Annotated in this window: 11 protein-coding genes; 8 read left to right on the forward strand and 3 right to left on the reverse strand. The window is 73.8% G+C overall.

The window, feature by feature from the left end:
• Positions 1-47: 47 nt before the first annotated feature.
• The 3 genes from QI554_RS03430 to QI554_RS03440 all read right to left on the reverse strand — a co-directional run bounded on the left by QI554_RS03430 (position 48) and on the right by QI554_RS03440 (position 3,534).
• Positions 48-899, reverse strand: coding sequence for a transglutaminase family protein (locus QI554_RS03430; protein ID WP_281465627.1), 852 nt, complete (start codon positions 897-899; stop codon positions 48-50).
• Entirely contained in the window at positions 896-1,909 is a 1,014-nt protein-coding gene (locus QI554_RS03435; protein ID WP_281465629.1) for an alpha-E domain-containing protein, read from the reverse strand. Before QI554_RS03435 ends, QI554_RS03430 begins: the two co-directional genes overlap by 4 nt.
• Positions 1,910-1,983: 74 nt before the next feature.
• A complete protein-coding gene (locus tag QI554_RS03440) occupies positions 1,984-3,534 on the reverse strand; it encodes a circularly permuted type 2 ATP-grasp protein (protein ID WP_281465632.1) in 1,551 nt (516 codons plus the stop codon).
• Positions 3,535-3,822: 288 nt separating this feature from the next.
• Between QI554_RS03440 and QI554_RS03445 the strand changes: the two genes are divergently transcribed.
• The 8 genes from QI554_RS03445 (at position 3,823) to QI554_RS03480 (ending at position 16,451) form a co-directional block, all read left to right on the forward strand.
• The gene (locus tag QI554_RS03445) at positions 3,823-5,157 is read left to right on the forward strand and encodes a hypothetical protein (protein ID WP_281465634.1); all 1,335 of its coding nucleotides are present in this window, start codon (positions 3,823-3,825) and stop codon (positions 5,155-5,157) included.
• A complete protein-coding gene (locus tag QI554_RS03450; RefSeq protein ID WP_281465636.1) occupies positions 5,154-6,191 on the forward strand; it encodes a transporter substrate-binding domain-containing protein in 1,038 nt (345 codons plus the stop codon). Before QI554_RS03445 ends, QI554_RS03450 begins: the two co-directional genes overlap by 4 nt.
• Positions 6,188-7,525 (forward strand): hypothetical protein, encoded by a 1,338-nt coding sequence (locus tag QI554_RS03455; RefSeq protein ID WP_281465638.1) that lies wholly within the window; start codon positions 6,188-6,190, stop codon positions 7,523-7,525. The genes QI554_RS03450 and QI554_RS03455 overlap by 4 nt, the downstream gene beginning before the upstream one ends.
• A complete protein-coding gene (locus QI554_RS03460) occupies positions 7,512-9,812 on the forward strand; it encodes a serine/threonine-protein kinase (RefSeq protein WP_281465640.1) in 2,301 nt (766 codons plus the stop codon). Before QI554_RS03455 ends, QI554_RS03460 begins: the two co-directional genes overlap by 14 nt.
• 5 nt (positions 9,813-9,817) lie before the next feature.
• The gene (locus QI554_RS03465) at positions 9,818-11,863 is read left to right on the forward strand and encodes a double zinc ribbon domain-containing protein (RefSeq protein WP_281465642.1); all 2,046 of its coding nucleotides are present in this window, start codon (positions 9,818-9,820) and stop codon (positions 11,861-11,863) included.
• Positions 11,864-11,868: 5 nt separating this feature from the next.
• Positions 11,869-13,209, forward strand: coding sequence for a VWA domain-containing protein (locus QI554_RS03470; RefSeq protein WP_281465643.1), 1,341 nt, complete (start codon positions 11,869-11,871; stop codon positions 13,207-13,209).
• Positions 13,210-13,356: 147 nt separating this feature from the next.
• The gene (locus tag QI554_RS03475; RefSeq protein ID WP_281465645.1) at positions 13,357-14,283 is read left to right on the forward strand and encodes an FHA domain-containing protein; all 927 of its coding nucleotides are present in this window, start codon (positions 13,357-13,359) and stop codon (positions 14,281-14,283) included.
• Positions 14,284-14,960: 677 nt separating this feature from the next.
• A complete protein-coding gene (locus QI554_RS03480) occupies positions 14,961-16,451 on the forward strand; it encodes a beta-N-acetylhexosaminidase (protein WP_281465647.1) in 1,491 nt (496 codons plus the stop codon).
• Positions 16,452-16,583: the final 132 nt, after the last annotated feature.

Genomic DNA, 16,583 nt, shown 5'->3' on the forward strand with positions numbered 1-16,583 from the left:
CCCGCTGACAGGGCGCTGATACGCCGCTGTCAGCTCTCGGCGCGCTGTCAGGCCAGGCGCGTCAGCTCGACCGTGACCTTCGGGGGTTCTCCGGGCGCGCCCTGGTAGACGCCCTTGAACGGCGGCACGTCGGCGTAGTCGCGGCCGCGCCCGACCACGACGTGCCGTACACCGACCTCGGTCAGGTTCGTCGGGTCGAGCGCCGTCCAGTCGCCCGCCCAGTACTCCACCCAGGCGTGGCTCTGACCGACCACCGTGTCGCCCGGCGCGGCCTCGGGGGAGGGGTGGAAGTAGCCGGAGACGTAGCGCGCGGGCAGGCCGAGCGTGCGCAGCATGGCGACGGTGAGCTGGGCGATGTCCTGGCACACCCCCGCGCGCTGGTCGAACGCCTGTTGCGCGTCGGTGCCGACGCCGGTCGCGCCCGGCACGTACGCGACGTGCCGGTGCACCCACGCCGCGACCGCGGCCGCGGCCTCGTGCGGCGGCAGGCCTTCGGCGACCCGCACCGCGTGCGCGCCCGCGTCGGCACTGATCTCGGTCAGGGGGGTGGGCGCCGTGTACTCGACCTGCGGCCCGGCGCCCGGGCCCCGCGCCGCGTCCCAGTCGGGCGCGTCGCACAGCGGCGGCGCGGCGGACGTCTCCACCGTCGCGCGGGCGGTGAAGCGCAGGAGCGTGTGCGGTTCGGCGACGTCCACCGCCACCACCTGTGTGCCCCAGTAGTCGTGGTACGTGTACGTGTGCGCCGCGCGGTCCACCTCGAGGCGCGACTCCAGCGCGGTCTGCGTGAGCAGCGTCAGCGGCGCCATGCGCACCTCGTTGAACGACGCCCGTGCCGGGCTGCTGTAGGCGACCTCGGTCACGTGACGGATCCCGAGCCGCCAGCCGGTCGCGGTCGTCATCGTCCCTCCCAGGGCGCCAGGGGCGCGTCGGTGAAGTAGCGGCGCGCGAGCGCGTCGGTCGCCTGCGAGCACGCCGCACCCAGGTCGGCCAGCAGCACCGGGAGTTCGTGGCCGACGGTGGAGACGTCCGCGTACTCCAGCCGGGTGCGGAGCCGGCCGATCGGGCGGCGGGCCCGGTCGGCGACCCCGGTGCGCTCCGCCGCGACCGGAGCGAGCGCGACCAGGCACTCCTCGGCGGTGCTCAGCGCGTGCAGCACCGAGCGCGGGAACAGCCGGTCGAGGACCAGGAACTCGACGGCGCGCTCGGTGCCGGCCGCGCCGCCGTAGGTGCGCAGGAAGGACTCCTCGGCGCCGGCGGCCCGCAGCAGCGTCGTGCGGTCCGGCAGCGGTCCCGTACCGGAGACCAGCACCGACAGCAGTCGCGCCGTCATGTCCGCGCGCTCCAACGACCGGCCGAGCACCAGGAAGCGCCAGCCCTCGTCGCGGGACAGTGTGGCGTCGGCCAGTCCGCAGAACAGCGCCGCACGCTCGCGTACCCGGGCCAGGAAGTCCCCCGGGCCCAGGAGTTCCGGGCTCGCGTCGCTCCCCAGCAGGTCGTGCCGGGTCGCGTTGAGGCACTCCCACAGCTCGCTCGACACCACCTCGCGCACGCCGCGGGCGTTCTCCCGGGCCAGCAGCAGCGCCCCCGCGATCGAACTGGGCGAGTCCGCGTCCAGTGCCACGCGGCGCACGGTCGCGTCGACGGTCGGCGCGTCCGACGCGTACGGCTCCAGTCCCAGCACACCGAGCAGCGACCGGCACGCGGCGACCTCGTCCGTCCAGGGGTCCTCCACCATGCGGTGCAGGAACGCGTCGAGCAAGCGCGCCGTGTCGTCCGCGCGTTCGACGTAGCGGCCCATCCAGAACAGCGCCTCGGCGACCCGGCTCAGCACGCTGGACACCTCCTCGACGCCCGTCCCCGGCGGCGCGGTTCGGCTCGGCACGGCCTCCAGTGCGGCTCTCGGCGGCATCGGCGATCCCCCTCTTCTCGCTTTCCGACGAATCGGACGCCGGCCGCGCCGGGTGGTCGGCGCGGCCGGCCCGGCTACTGCTGGGCCGCGTCGGCCCCGGCGTCGGCGCCGAACGGCGACGGCTGGTGGTCGCGCACGGCGCGGGCGGCCGGCACCAGCGCCGTCGGACGCGGCGCCGGCACCGCCGGGCCGTCCTCGTCCGACAGCACCCAGGTGTCCTTCGAGCCGCCGCCCTGGCTGGAGTTCACCACGAGCTGCCCCTCGGGCAGCGCGACGCGGGTCAGTCCGCCGGGCAGCAGCCAGATGTCGGTGCCGTCGTTCACCGCGAACGGCCGCAGGTCGAGGTGCCGCGGTTCCAGACGGTCGCCGATCAGCGTCGGCGCGGTCGAGAGCGCGACCGGACGCTGCGCGATCCAGCCGCGCGGGTCGGCGGCGACCGCGGCGCGCAGCGTCGCGAGGGTCGCGTCGTCGGCGTGCGGCCCGATCACGATGCCCTTGCCGCCCGACCCGTCGACCGGCTTGAGGACGAGCTCGTTGGCGTGCTCCAGTACCCATGCCACGCGCTCCGGCCCGTCGAGCCGGTACGTCTCGACGTTGTGCAGCACCGGCTCTTCGGCCAGGTAGTACCGGATCAGCTCCGGGACGTACGTATAGAGCAGCTTGTCGTCCGCGACCCCGTTGCCGACCGCGTTCGCCAGGGTGACGTTCCCGGCGCGCGCCGCGTTGAGCAGGCCCGGTGTGCCCAGCAGCGAGTCGCCGCGGAAGTGCAGGGGGTCGAGGAAGTCGTCGTCGACGCGCCGGTAGATCACGTGCACCGGCCGGCGGCCGCGGGTGGTGCGCATGTAGACGCGGTTGCCGCGGCACTCCAGGTCGCGGCCCTCGACCAGTGGGATGCCCATGAGCCGGGCCAGCAGCGTGTGTTCGAAGTAGGCGGCGTTGTAACGCCCCGGTGTCAGCACCACGGCGGTCGGGTCGGTGACGCCCTCGGGCGCGGTCGCGCGCAGCGCCGCCAACAGCCTTTCGGGGTAGGCGTCGACGGCGCGGACGCGCTGCTCGGCGAAGATCCCCGGGAACAGCCGGGTCCCGGCCCGACGGTTCTCGATGACATAGCTGACGCCGGACGGGATCCGGACGTTGTCCTCCAGTACCCGGAACCGGCCCTCTTCGTCCCGGACCAGGTCGATGCCGCCGACGTGCACGCGTACCCCGCCGGGCGGTTCGATGCCGGCGGCCGCCCGGTGGAAGTGCGGTGACGTCAGCACCAGCGCGCGCGGTACGACGCCGTCGTCCAGCACCCGGCCGCGCCCGTACACGTCCGCCAGGAACGCTTCGAGCGCGCGGATCCGCTGCGCGACGCCGCGGGTGATCTCGTCCCACTCCCGCGCGGCGAGCACGCGCGGGATCTGGTCCAGGGGGAACGGCTGCTCGCCGCCGGCGAAGGCGAACGTCACACCCCGGTCGGTGAACAGCCGCGCCACCTGGTCGGCGCGATGCCGCAGATCGGTCGCGCCGAGCCGCTGCAGGGCCGCGAACACCGCCGAGTACGGCGCCCGCGGGACACCGGGCGCCGAGAACATCTCGTCCCACGCCTGGGCCGGCCGATACGTATCGAAGATGTCCGCCATGCCCGGAGGGTAGGGAAGCGGTGTTTCCCGAGCGTTTCAGGCTGGTTGGCCGCAGATCACGGCCTCGCCGAGGGCCTGGCCGCCGTGGCGGTGGGATTGCGTTCCGGTTGCGGAGCCCGGTGGCGTGCGGCGGCCGGATGACAGAGGTGTCAGGCGCCCGCCGCGGGGCCCCTCCCCCAGGGCGCGACTGACCTGCTTGTTCAGCTTTGAGGGAAGACCATCGGGGATCCGTCCGCGGTGCGCGATAACTTCGGGGGAGGGGGTACGACGTTTCCCGGGGGAGGGTGCGTGGGGGCACTGGTGGCGGTAGCGCCTCGGGCCGACGCGCCGGCGCGGCGGGTGGTGCGGCAGGTGGTCCGCGCGGTGCGGACCACACCGGGGCGGTTGGCCGCCACCGGGGCCGCGCTGGTCGTGCTGGCGTTACTGGCTGGGGCGTTCGCGTTCGCGGCGGTGCGCGAGCGGGAGGACGCGGCGAAACGGATCGCGACCCGGTCGGAGCCGCTGGTCGTGCGCACACAGGAGATCTACCGGGCGCTGGCGGACGCCGACGCGACGGCGGCCGCGTCGCTGCTGAGCAGCGGCGTCGAGAAGCCCGAACTGCGGGACCGCTACGAGGCGTCGATGAAGTCGGCCGAGAGCACGCTGGTCGACGCCGCCGCGGCGGGGGAGACCGGCCCGGTCGCCGGCCTGCTGCGGGAGCTGGCGGTGCAGGTGCCGCTGTACCGCGACGACGTGGCGCACGCGAAGGCCGAGCGGCGCCAGGGGCATCCGCTGGGCGCGGCCTATCTGCGCACGGCGTCCCGGCAGATGGAGGAGCAGATCCTGCCCGCGGCCGACCAGTTGCACAAGCTTGCCGAACAGCGGCTACGTGCCGACCACAGCAAGGCCACCGCCGTGCCGCAGATCTCGGTGGCCGTGGGCCTGTTCGCGTTGGGCGCGCTGGTCGTCGCGCAGGTGCTGCTGACCCGGCGTACCAAGCGCGTGCTGAACCCCGCGCTGCTGGTCGCGTCGGTGGCGGTGCTGGCGTCGACCGTGTGGCTGGTCTACGGGCTGTCGTCCGCGAGGGACGACCTCGCGCGCAGCCGCGACGACGGCTGGCAGCCGGTCGCGGCGATGTCCGCGGCGCGGTTCTCGGTGCTCCAGGCGCGCGCCGACGAGAGCCAGATCCTCATCCAGCACGGCGCCGACAACGGCGCGTACGACAAGCAGTTCGAGGGCCAGCTCAACGCCCTCACCGCGAAGACCCCCGACGGCCTGCTGTCCGTCGCTGCGGCGCGGTCGTCCGCCGACAGCGTGACCGGCCCGAAGGTCGCCGCCGCGGTCGCCGCGGTCGAGCAGTGGCGGGCGGCGCACAGCAAGGTGATGGAGGACTACGACAAGACCTCGTACACGAGCGCGGTCGACCAGGTCGTGAAGGACGACGGCCCGTCGCTGCTCGCCTTCAAGCAGGCCGAGCAGGCGCTCGCCGACGCCACCGCCAAGGACCAGGGCGACTTCGAACGGGCCGTGCACGGCGGCCGCGACGCGCTGTCCGGGCTCGGTGTCGGAGTCGTCGTGCTCGCCCTGGTGGCCGCGGCCGGTGTGGTCGACGGCGTGCGGCGCAGGCTCAAGGAGTACCGGTGAAGCGCGGGGCGCGGGCGTGCGCGGCCGCCGCCGCGGCCGGGGTGCTGCTGGTCGGCGTGGTCGGCTGCGGGACGGGCCGGGGCACCGCGGGCGTTGCGGGGCCGGGCGTGCCGCCGCCGCAGGCGCTTCCGCAGGCGTCCGGTACGCCCGCGGAGTGTCACGACGCGAAGGCCAGCCTCAGGCCGCCCGCGTCGGTACCGGCCCCGGGCACCTGGGCGGCGGACAGTTTCATGGCCCGGATCGCGAAGAACGGGACCCTGAGAGTCGGCGTCGACCAGAGCACCTTCCCGTTCGGGTACCTCGACCCCGCCGACGGCCAGATGCACGGCTTCGACGACGACCTCCTGCGGCTCGTCGCCAAGGCGATCTTCCCGGACGCCGACACCAATCCGAGCCGGATCACGTTCACGGTGCTGCAGAACGACGACCGGGTGGACGCGGTCGACGAAGACCGAGTGGACATCGTCGCGATGACGATGACGGTGAACTGCGACCGCCGGACGAAGAACACGATCCCCAAAGGGAATCCACCGGCGGAGTTCTCCGCCGTCTACTTCAACACCGGACAGCGGGTGCTCGTCCAGAAGAACACCGTGCCGTTCCCCGAGCGGGGCCTGGCCGGCATGGCGGGCCTGCGGGTGTGCAGCGTGCGCGGCTCGACGTCCCTGGACCGGCTGAACGACCCCGCGATCGCGCCCGGGGTCGTCCCGGTCATCGGCGAGACGTGGGCGGACTGCCTGGTCAGACTGCAGAAGGGCCAGGTCGAGGGCGTCACCACCGACGCGACGATCCTCGCCGGACTCAACCGCCAGGACCCGCTGTTCACCGAGGTGGTCGGTCCCACGATCGGCGAAGAGCCGTACGCGATGGCGATCCGCGCGACCCATCCGGAGTTCGTCCGGTTCGTCAACGCCGTCTTGGTCAAGGCCTTCGCCGACGAGACGTGGAAGCAGCTTTACGACAAGCACATCGCCGACTCGCTCGGCACCGCCCACCCCGATCCGCCGAACCTCGACTGGCAGCCAGAGAAATGACCGCCCCCGGAACCGCCTGGACCCGCGACGACGCGGACCGCGAGCTCGCCCGGCTCGAAGGCGAACGCGACGCCATCTCCGCCGGGTTGATGGCCCTGGACGACCACCCCGGCCGCCGGCTGCTGGACGGTGCCGCGCTCGCGGGCCGCACCAAGGAGCGCTGGGAGGCGTGCCGCGCCGACATCACGCGCCTGTGGGAGCTGTACGCGGCCTACGGCGCGGTCCTGGACGAGGCGCGCGCGCTGCGCAACCGCCGCGCCCGGCCCTCGCGCACCGAACTGGACGACATCGCGGCACTGTTGACCGGAACCTCGGTGGCGATGCCCGGAGCGGACGTGCCGCTGGCGCAGCGCGGCCTGCTCGACCCGGTCGCGTCCGCGCGCCGTGTCTCGCTGGACGTGCTGGTCGCCGAGATGAACACGGTGTGGCGGCGCGCGGCCGAAATGGTCTCAGCCGTGGACGACGTGTGGTCGGTGCTGCTGCCGCGCCTGGACCGCGTCGAGGCGGCCGCCACCGAGACCGCCGCGCTCGTCGACCGGCTGGGCGGCGCGCAGGCGCTCGCGGTCGAGGCGCGCGTCGTCGCGGAGACACGCACCCGGCTCGCCGACGCGCGCGGCCAAGTGGCCTCCGACCCACTGCACTTCGCGGCGGCCACGACCAGTGCGCGGATCGGCACCGTCGATCTGGACGTGCTGGAACGCGATCTGAAAGGCGTTCAGGACGGTCTGCGCCAACTGCGGCTGCTGCAGGAACGCTACGAGGAGCGCGCCCGCCGCGTCACCGGCCTCCTGGAGGTGCTCGCCGCCGACGAGGCCGACGGGCGCCGCCGACGCGCGCACGTGGCCGGCCGCATCGCGCGGGCCGTACCGGAGATCCCGTCGTTGGCCGCGCCGTTGACCGCCCGTAACGCGCAGGTCGCCGAGCTGCGGAAGCGTGACGCGTGGCCGCAGCTGTCCGCGCAGCTGAGCGCGTTGGAGCGGGACACGGCGGCCGCGGCGGAACGGGTCCGCGCGGTGCGCGGCGAGCTCGACGCGTTGCTGGCGCGGCGCGACGAGTTGCGCGGACTGCTCCAGGCGTACCGTGCCATGGCGGGCGGGCGCGGCCGCAGCGAGGACGAGGCGTTGGAGGCGCTGCACCATCGCGCGTACGACGTCTTGTGGCGGGCACCGTGTGACCTGGACGACGCGGCGCGGCTCGTCGGCGACTACCAGGCGGCGGTGACCACGCCGAGACCGGGGCACCATCGGGCGGTTGGCGCCGTTCACCCGGGCATACACCACGAAGACGGGGCCGTGCGGCCGAGGGGGGAAGGCACCGATCATGACGACCTGTAACCGGCCCGACTGCGGCGGAACGCTGGAGGACGGCTTCTGCCTCACGTGCGGCAAGGCGCCGCTGAAGGCCCCGGCGGCGGGCGGTTCACCCGCCAAGCCCGATCCCGGGATCCCGTTCGCGACCAACCCGCCCGGTGGCGGCGGGGTTTCGGCGACGCACGGCGCGACCGGCACCCGCTCGGGCGTCACGTCGTCCGGGCGCACCGGCACCGGGCGCACGTCCGGGCGCACCTCGCGCCGCACCGGCGTGGGCAGCACAGGCCGCCGCCTGGGCGCGGGCATCGTGGCGATCCCGCCGGTCCCGGTGCGCGACCCGGCGACGATACTGATGAAGAACCCGGTGCTGCCGGAGGAGAAGCGCGAGTGCCGTACCTGCGGCCGCCCCGTGGGGCGCGGCCGCGACGGCAAGCCCGGTATCGCCAACGGCTTCTGCCCGTACGACCGCACGCCGTACTCGTTCGCGCCCAAGCTGGAGCCGGGCGACATGGTCGGCCAGTACCGCGTCGTCGGCTGCCTCGCGCGCGGCGGCTTCGGCTGGGTGTACCTGGCGGTCGACACCGTGCTGCACGACAAGTGGGTCGTGCTCAAGGGCCTGTTGGGCAGCGGCGACGCCGACGCGCGGGCGGCGGCGGTCGCCGAGCAGCGGATACTCGCGCACACGCAGCACGCCAACATCGTGACGATCCACAACGTCGTCAGCCACCAGGACCGCTACACCGGCGACGCCGAGACGTACATCGTCATGGAGTACGTCGGCGGCATGTCGCTGAAGGACCTGGTCACCAAGCGCCGCACCGACGAGGGCGACCCGCGCGCCGTGCTGCCGGTCGAGCAGGTGCTGGCCTACGCGATCGAGATCCTGCCCGCGTTCGGCCACCTGCACAGCCGCGGCCTGGTCTACTGCGACTTCAAGCCCGACAACGTCATCCAGACCGACGACCAGCTCAAGCTCATCGACATGGGCGCGGTCCGGCACGTCGACGACGAAGAGGGCGCCATCTACGGCACCATCGGCTACCAGGCGCCCGAGATCGAACGCGACGGCCCCACACCGGAGTCCGACCTGTACACGGTCGGGCGCACGATGGCGGTGCTGAGCTTCCCGTTCGCGAACTTCACCCGGGAGTGGAAGCACAGCCTGCCGCCGGCGAGTTCGGTGGCGCTGTTCCAGGAGCTCGAGTCGTACCACCGGCTGCTGCTGCGCGCCACGCACGACGACGCGGAGCAGCGGTTCGGGTCGGCGTCCGACATGGTCGAGCAGTGCCTGGGCGTGCTGCGCGAGGTCGTCGCGGCGCGCACCGGCGAGCCGAAGCCGGCGCTGTCCGGCCTGTTCGGACCCGAGACGCGCGTCGCGCACCCGGACGTCGCCCCGTGGGACGCCGCCGACGCGCCGTCGCCCGCGGCCGCCGCGGCCGGCCTCCCCGTGCCGCGCGTCGACCCCGAGGACCCGGCGGCCGGGCTGCTCGCCACGCTGCCGACCAACGACCCCGACGAACTCGTCGCGGCACTCGGGTCGGCGGGCGTCGACTCGGTCGAGGCGACGCTGCGGCTGGCGTACGTGTGCATCGAGCGCGGCCAGATCGTGCGCGCCGAGGCGTTCCTCGACGACGTCGACCCCGACGACTGGCGGCTGGCCTGGTACCGGGGCCTGGCGGCGCTCGCGGAAGGCCGCGCCGACAGCGCGCTCGCCGCGTTCGACGCCGTCCGCTCGCAGCTGCCGGGCGAGCGCGCGCCCCGCCTCGCGCTCGGCGTCGCGCTCGAGCTCACCGGCCGCCCGGCCGAGGCGGCGCGCGAGTACGACGGCGTGTGGCGCACCGACCGCTCGTACGTCAGCGCCGCGTTCGGCCTCGCCCGCTGCCGGCTCGCCGGCGGCGACCGGGCCGGGGCCGTCGCGACCCTGGAGTCGGTGCCGGACACCTCCAGCAACTACGTAGCCGCACAGATCGCCGCGCTGCGCACCCGCGTGTGCGACCGCGACCCGGCGGACGCGCTCGAAGAGGACCTGCTGGAGGCCTCGGCGCACCTGGAGAGACTGCCGGTCGAGGGCGAGGCGTACGACCGGCTCGCGGCCGAACTCCTGGGCGCGGCCCTGGAATGGGTGCGGAAGGGCGCCGCCGGGTCGACCCGTCCCGACGGCAAGGTGCTCGACAGCGCGCTGCAGGAACGGCCGCTGCGCTTCGCGCTGGAGCGGACCTACCGCTCGCTCGCACGGCACGTCGGCGGTACGGAGGAACGCGTGGCACTGGTGGACAAGGCCAACGAGGTGCGCCCCCGGACGTGGGTGTGAGCGCCATGGGACGAGACGGAACCCGCCCGGGCGTGGCCGGCGCCCCGGCCGCCGCGCCGGGGCACCGCAACCGCCCGACCACCACGATCTCCGACGCCGCCGCGGCACCGGCCGGCCCGTCGGGGCCGCGCCCCGGCCGGGCGGGACCACCGGGCCGGGCACCGGGCGACGAGGCGGACGAGCGGACGGCCGCCACGCTGCCGGGCGGGGCCTCGTGCGGGGGCAACCCGGACGAGCAGACCGGCGGACACGCGGCGGTACGCACCGAGACGCCGGTCAGCGAGCCGGCGGGACGTCCCGGCGGCGCGTGGGAGAACCATCGGACGGGGCGGCCCTCGGCCGACGGGCCCGACGGGCTCCCCGCTCTGGACACGTGCCCGAGCTGCGGCATCGCACCCCAGCCCGGCCACCTGTACTGCGAGGGCTGCGGCTACGACCTGCGCGGCGGCCCGCCCCCGCCGGTGGCCGAACGCGCTCCGAGGCGGGGCGGGTTCGGGGCGGTGGCCGCACGGAGCTGCCCGACGTGCGGGACGCCCGCGCAGCGCAACGTGTTCTGCGAAACGTGCGGCACCGACCTGCGCGCGCTCCCGGCGCCGGCGCCACCGCCGCCCGCCGGGGCGGTGTGCGAACGGTGCGGGACGGCGACGGTCGGGGCCGACGGGTTCTGCGAGCAGTGCGGCCGGCCGTCGCGGGGCGCGGACCCGCGTGCGCTCTCGGCGCCGGCGTCGCCCGCCGGGGCGGTGTGCAGCCACTGCGGCACCGCGACCGTCGGCGAGGACGGATTCTGCGAGTCGTGCGGCCGCGAGTGGCGCGGGGGAGGCGAAGGCTACGGGGCCGCGGGTGAGTTCGGGGGACACCCGCTGTCCCCAGGTCAGGGCTGGGCGCAGGCCGGTGCGGCCTATGCCGCGGCTCCGGCCGCGCCGGCCGCCTACCCGTCCGCGCCGCCGCAGGCCGCGCCGCGGCGCTCGTCGCGCGAAGGAAGGTTCGCCGTCGCCGTGTGCCGCGCCTGCCGTACCGAAACCATCGGAGCCGACGGCTTCTGCGAGTCGTGCGGCCGCGAGTACAACCCGAGGGATTCCATGGAGACGGACCTGCGCATCGCCGCCGGGGTCAGCGACCGCGGCCTCCGGCACCGCCGCAACGAGGACGCCATGGCCGTCCGCGTCGTCGAGGCCGCGCACGCGGGACCCAGCGTGGTCGCCGTCGTCTGCGACGGCGTGTCGTCCTCGCCGCGCCCCGACGAGGCGTCCGCGACCGCGGTCCGCGCCGCGAGCGCGGCGCTCGCCGACGCGCTGCGCGGCGGAGCCGGCCCCGAAGCCGCCACCCGCGCGGCCGCCGCGGCGGCCGCGAGCGCGGTCGCCCGGCTGGCCACGCCGTCCGAGGTCGACGCGAACGCGCCCGCGTGCACCTACGTTTCGGCGGTCGTCACGCCGGACTCGGTCACCGTCGGCTGGGTGGGCGACAGCCGCGCGTACTGGCTGTCCGCCGACGACACGCCGCTCGGCGACCAGGACGCCACCACCCCCGCCCGCAGCGGCGCCGCGCACCCCGCGCCCGAACCCGACCACCTGCCGGTCCGCATAGCCATGCCGGACACCGACCCGCCCGGCGACGTCGTCTACCCGCCCGCGACGACGGACGACACGCTGTACGTGCCGACGCCGTCCGCGCTGCTCACCGAGGACGACTCGTGGGCCACCCGCATGGTCGCCTGCGGGCAGATGACCGAGGCACAGGCGTACGCCGACAGCCGCGCGCACGCGATCGTGTCGTGGCTCGGCGCCGACGCCGGCGAGGTGCGGGCACGCGTGATGACGCTGCGCCCGAACACGCCCGGCGCGCTGCTGCTGTGCAGCGACGGCCTGTGGAACTACGTGCAGGCCGCGCAGACGCTGTCCGCGTTCGCACTGCCGCACGGACTCGCGCAGCCGCTGCGCGCGGCCCGCGCCCTGACCGACTACGCCCTTCAGTCCGGGGGCGCCGACAACATCACCGTGGTCCTCGTCCCCTTCCCGCCCGCCGCCCACGCCGGGCCGGAACCCAAGGAGTAGCCGTCATGTCCGCCACCGCACAACCGTCCGGCGCACCGCAGTTCGACGCCGAGGTCTACTACAACCGGTACCTGCCGATGGGCGCGCGCGAGGTGCACGCCGTCGCCACGGTCACCGCGACCGGCGCCGGCACCGGGACGCAGGGCGCCGCGCCGGGCACGCGGGCCGCCGAGGTGATCCTCGTCGACACGTCCGGGTCGATGGACTTCCCGGGGAGCAAGCTGAAGGCCGCCAAGGACGCCACCAAGGCCGCGATCGACACGCTGCGCGAAGGCACGCTGTTCGCGGTCGTGTCCGGCACCGGCATGGCGACCATGGTCTACCCGGAGACCGAGGGGCTCGTCCCGCTCGACGCGCACACGCGTCGCGAGGCCAAGCGCGCCGTCGACCGGCTGCGGGCGCGCGGCGGCACGGCGATCGGGCAGTGGCTGCTGCTGGCCCGCCGGTTGCTCGAGCCGTACCCGGACGCGATCCGCCACGCGATCCTCCTGACGGACGGCAAGGACGAGAGCGAGACGGCCGCCGCGCTGGCCGCCGCGATCGAGAGCTGCCAGGGCGTGTTCACGTGCGACTGCCGCGGCGTGGGAACGGACTGGGTCGTCGCGGAGCTGCGCACCGTCGCGTCGGGGCTGCTCGGCAGCCTGGCGATCGTCGCGGAGCCGCACAACCTGGTCGCGGACTTCACCGAGATGATGGAGAACGCGATGGGCAAGGCCGTCGCGGACGTCGCGCTCCGGGTGCGGACGCCCGGCAGCGCCCGGGTGAAGTTCGTCAAGCAGGTGCGGCCGAGCATCGAGGACCTGACGGGGCGGCGTTCGGACACCGGGCCGGCCATGGGGGACTACCCGACGGGTGCGTGGGGCGACGAGAGCCGCGACTACCACGTGTGCCTGGAGGTCGAGCCGGGCGACGTGGACGACCCGGTGCGCGTCGCCCTGGTGAGCCTCGTCTCACGGGCCGCCGACGGGACCGAGACGGAGCTGGCGAGGACCGCGGTGTTCGCGGAGTGGACGGACAACGAGGAGCTGTCCACGAAGATCAACAAAGAGGTCGCGTACTACACGGGGCGTGCCGAGCAGGCCGTGCTCATCGAGGAGGGCCTCGAGGCGCACCGCAACGGCGACGAGACCGAGGCGACCGCGAAGCTCGGCCGCGCGCTGTCCCTGGCGGAGGAGGCCGGCGACGAGGTCACCGCCAAGCTCATCGGGCGGGTGGTCGAGGTCGAGCCGGTGACCGGCACGATCCGCATCAAGAAGAAGGTGTCGATCGAGGACGCCATGACGCTCGACACGGAGTCGAGGGTCACCTCGCGGACCTCCCGGTTGCGGGCCGGCGGTACGCCGTAGTCTTCCGGGGGTCCGTACCCGGACGAGTTGGTCTCTCCGCCGGAGTCGGATTCTCCGACGAGCGGGGGAGAACGGACGAGAACCGCACGAAGCCGAAACCGCCCGCGTCGGGCGGGCGTCGTCGACAGGAAGACAGGAGGCGCTGACATGCCGATATGCCCGCGCGGCCACGAATCGATCGCCGACGACTTCTGCGACGAGTGCGGACGGCCGATCGACCACGGCGTCCACGGCGGCCCGGGCGGTCCGGGCGCCCCGGGCGGCCACGGCGTCGGTCCGGCCGGGGGGACGGGGTACAACGGGGGCTGGTTCTCGCCGACGTCTACCGCGGTCACCGAGCACTGTCCGGTGTGCCACACGCCGCGGACGGGGGACTGGCTGTACTGCGAGGCGTGCGGGCACCAGTTCGGGACGCAGGCTCCTGTGTCGGTCCCGATGGACCCGGGGGAGCAGTTGTTCCGACCGTCGCCGCCGCCGGTGACTCGGGAGGAGGTCGGGCCTCCTCCGATGCGGACCGACGAGCACCTTTTCTCGGAGCAGCACACGGTGTTCGGGTCGGGGCCGGTTGTCGTTCCTCCGCCTCCGCCTCCGCCTCCGCCTCCGGGGCCGGGGTCGGGGCTGGGCACGGGGCCGCACCAGTCTTCGCAGCCGACGTATGTGTGGACGCTGGTCGTCCACGCGGACGCCGATTACTTCGGCAGGGTTGTGGGGCAGGGTGGGCCCGACGCGCACATGATGCGGTTTCCGCCGTACCACGAGGCGTGGAGCGTGCGGTTGGACGGGGACCGGATGCGGGTCGGCCGACGCCGCGGTACCCCTGATCCGACGGCCGCGCCGTTGGAGATCGACCTGTCGGGGCCGCCTTCGGATCCGGGGATTTCTCGGTTGCATGCCGTCCTGATGCGGACGCCCGACGGGTCCTGGGCTGTCGTTGACCCGGGGTCCGCGAACGGGACGACGTTGAACGGGTCCGACCATGCGATCGAGGTCAACGTGCCGGTGGATCTGCACGCGGGGGACCGGATTCATATAGGGGCTTGGACGACGTTGGAGGTTCGGTTGGTTGTGGTCTGACTTCGGTCGGACTGCACCGTTCCTGACCTGGTGCGTTTTCGGTGGCCTGACGCCCCTCCCGCTTTTGGATTTTCGCGCGGACGGCCCGCGCGTCAAGGCGCGGTGAAGCTCTTTGGACCTGCTGGCCTGTCCCGGGGTTCGGGAGGCGCCTTGACCCGCGGGCCGTCCGCGCTGAACCACCTCGCACCTGGCGGGAGGGGCGCGGGGTGTGGTGGCTCTTTGGGTTCGCTTGCCCTGCCGGGCTGCGGTTTTGCTTGGGGTTCCGGGCGGGTTTTGTTGCTGGGGTTCGTTGCGCTGCCGGGGGTCGTTCCAGCGTGGGCCGCGCCTGCCCGACTCGGTCGGGGGCACGGCCTCGACCCCCCATCACTTTGCCGTCACGTATGCGAATCACCAGAACTCCCTCATTGGGGGGTCTTCGCGTCACACTTGCGTCACCCATACAGTGGTCTGGACCATTTGCCGGTTCGGTGGGAGGCTCCGTGCGTTCGGTGCGTGCCGTACGAGCCGCGCGGCGGTGTTGCGCGGTTGTCCTTGCGCTCGTCGTCGCCGTCGGGGCCACCTCGTGTTCGTCGTCGTCCGATCGCTGGGAGCCCGGCGGTTCGGGGCAGGGCAGCGAGAGCGCGGGGGCCGGGCCGGTGGGGTCGACCGTCGGACCGCCGTACAAGGAGCAGCCCAGCGTGACTCCCCCCGCCTTCGAAGGCCTCGTTCCCGCACCGTTGCGCGCCGCCCCCGCACCCGGCGTGACCTGGACGCTCGGGCCCGACACCCGGATCCACACCTCGCCCGGTTCCGCCGAGGCCGCCCGCATCGGCCGCTATCTGGCCGAACTGCTGCGTCCCGCCACCGGGTTCGCCTTGCCGGTCGAGGAGTCGGACGACCGGTCCGGTATCGCGCTCGTGCTGGACGCCACGGTCGGCGCGGGCGACGTGCCCGGCGACGGGGACGAGGGCTATCGGATGGAGGTCGCCGCGGGCGGGGTGGTCGTCCGCGCCTCGCACGCGGCCGGGCTGTTCTACGGCGTGCAGTCGCTGCGCCAGGTGCTGCCCGCCCAGATCGAGTCGGCCACGCGGGTCGACGCGGCCTGGGTCGTCGCCGGGGGGAGCCTGACCGACAAGCCCCGTTATGCGTACCGCGGCCTGTCGCTCGACATCGCCCGGCACTTCTTCACGCCCGAGGAGGTGAAGCGGTTCGTCGACGACCTGGCCCGCTACAAGTTCAACCACCTGCATCTGCACCTGACCGACGACCAGGGGTGGCGTATCGCGATCGACGGTCGGCCGAAGCTGACCGGCGTCGGCGCGTCCACGCAGGTCGGGGGCGGCAAGGGGGGGTTCTGGACGCAGGACGACTACCGCGTGGTGGTCGCTTATGCGGCCGACCGCTTCGTGACCGTCGTGCCCGAGATCGACATGCCGGGCCATACGAATGCGGCGCTGGTCGCCTATCCGGAGTTGGGCTGCGACGGGAAGACCTACAAGCCGTACACGGGTACGCAGGTCGGGTTCAGCTCGCTCTGTGTCGAGAACGAGCAGGTGTACGCGTTCCTCGACGAGGTGGTCGGCCAGATCGCCGCGCTCACGCCGGGGCCGTATGTGCACATCGGCGGCGACGAGGCGCACACCCTCACGCCCGCGCGGTACAAGGCGTTCATGGCCCGTGCCCAGAAGATCGTCGAGAAGCACGGCAAGCAGGTCATGGCCTGGCACCAACTCGCGGGCGCCGCACCGGTCGACGGTGCCGTGCTGGAGTACTGGAACTCGTCGGCCCAGGACGCCTCCGAGGTCGCCGCGGCGGCCAAGGCCGGCGCCAAGGTGGTCATGGCCCCGGCCGATCACGTGTACCTCGACATGGCGTACGCGGGCGGCGAGAAGCGCGGCGTGACGTGGGCCGGCACGGTCAGCGTGAAGCAGTCCTACCAGTGGGAGCCCTCGACCCACCTGAAGGGTGTCCCCGAGGACGCCGTCGTCGGCGTCGAGGCCGCGCTGTGGGGCGAGACCATCCGTTCGATGGACGACGCCGAGTACCTCGTCTACCCGCGGCTTCCGGGTGTCGCCGAGGCCGCCTGGTCGCCCCGCGACGCCCGCGACTGGGACGCCTACCAGCCCCGCCTCGCCAACCAGAAGGCCCGCTGGGACCTCGCCGGCGTCAACTACGCCCGCCACGACTGACCGGCCGCCCGTCCGCGGCGCGGTGGGGTGTGGCGCGGCTCGCATTCCCTGCCTGGGACCCGGTCACCGGAACAAACCGGCGAACCGGGCGGTTCCTGGTCCTGGTGCGTGCCGCGGGTAGGGCGGCGCGCT

It is taken from the genome of Yinghuangia seranimata, from assembly GCF_029953285.1.
Lineage (GTDB): Bacteria > Actinomycetota > Actinomycetes > Streptomycetales > Streptomycetaceae > Yinghuangia > Yinghuangia seranimata.

Bases quoted from the DNA above. Each gene is read 5' to 3' on its own strand.
- QI554_RS03430 (WP_281465627.1), bottom strand. From the start codon at position 899: ATGACGACCGCGACCGGCTGGCGGCTCGGGATCCGTCACGTGACCGAG.
- QI554_RS03435 (WP_281465629.1), bottom strand. From the start codon at position 1,909: ATGCCGCCGAGAGCCGCACTGGAGGCCGTGCCGAGCCGAACCGCGCCG.
- QI554_RS03440 (WP_281465632.1), bottom strand. From the start codon at position 3,534: ATGGCGGACATCTTCGATACGTATCGGCCGGCCCAGGCGTGGGACGAG.
- QI554_RS03455 (WP_281465638.1), top strand. From the start codon at position 6,188: ATGACCGCCCCCGGAACCGCCTGGACCCGCGACGACGCGGACCGCGAG.
- QI554_RS03460 (WP_281465640.1), top strand. From the start codon at position 7,512: ATGACGACCTGTAACCGGCCCGACTGCGGCGGAACGCTGGAGGACGGC.
- QI554_RS03465 (WP_281465642.1), top strand. From the start codon at position 9,818: ATGGGACGAGACGGAACCCGCCCGGGCGTGGCCGGCGCCCCGGCCGCC.
- QI554_RS03470 (WP_281465643.1), top strand. From the start codon at position 11,869: ATGTCCGCCACCGCACAACCGTCCGGCGCACCGCAGTTCGACGCCGAG.
- QI554_RS03475 (WP_281465645.1), top strand. From the start codon at position 13,357: ATGCCGATATGCCCGCGCGGCCACGAATCGATCGCCGACGACTTCTGC.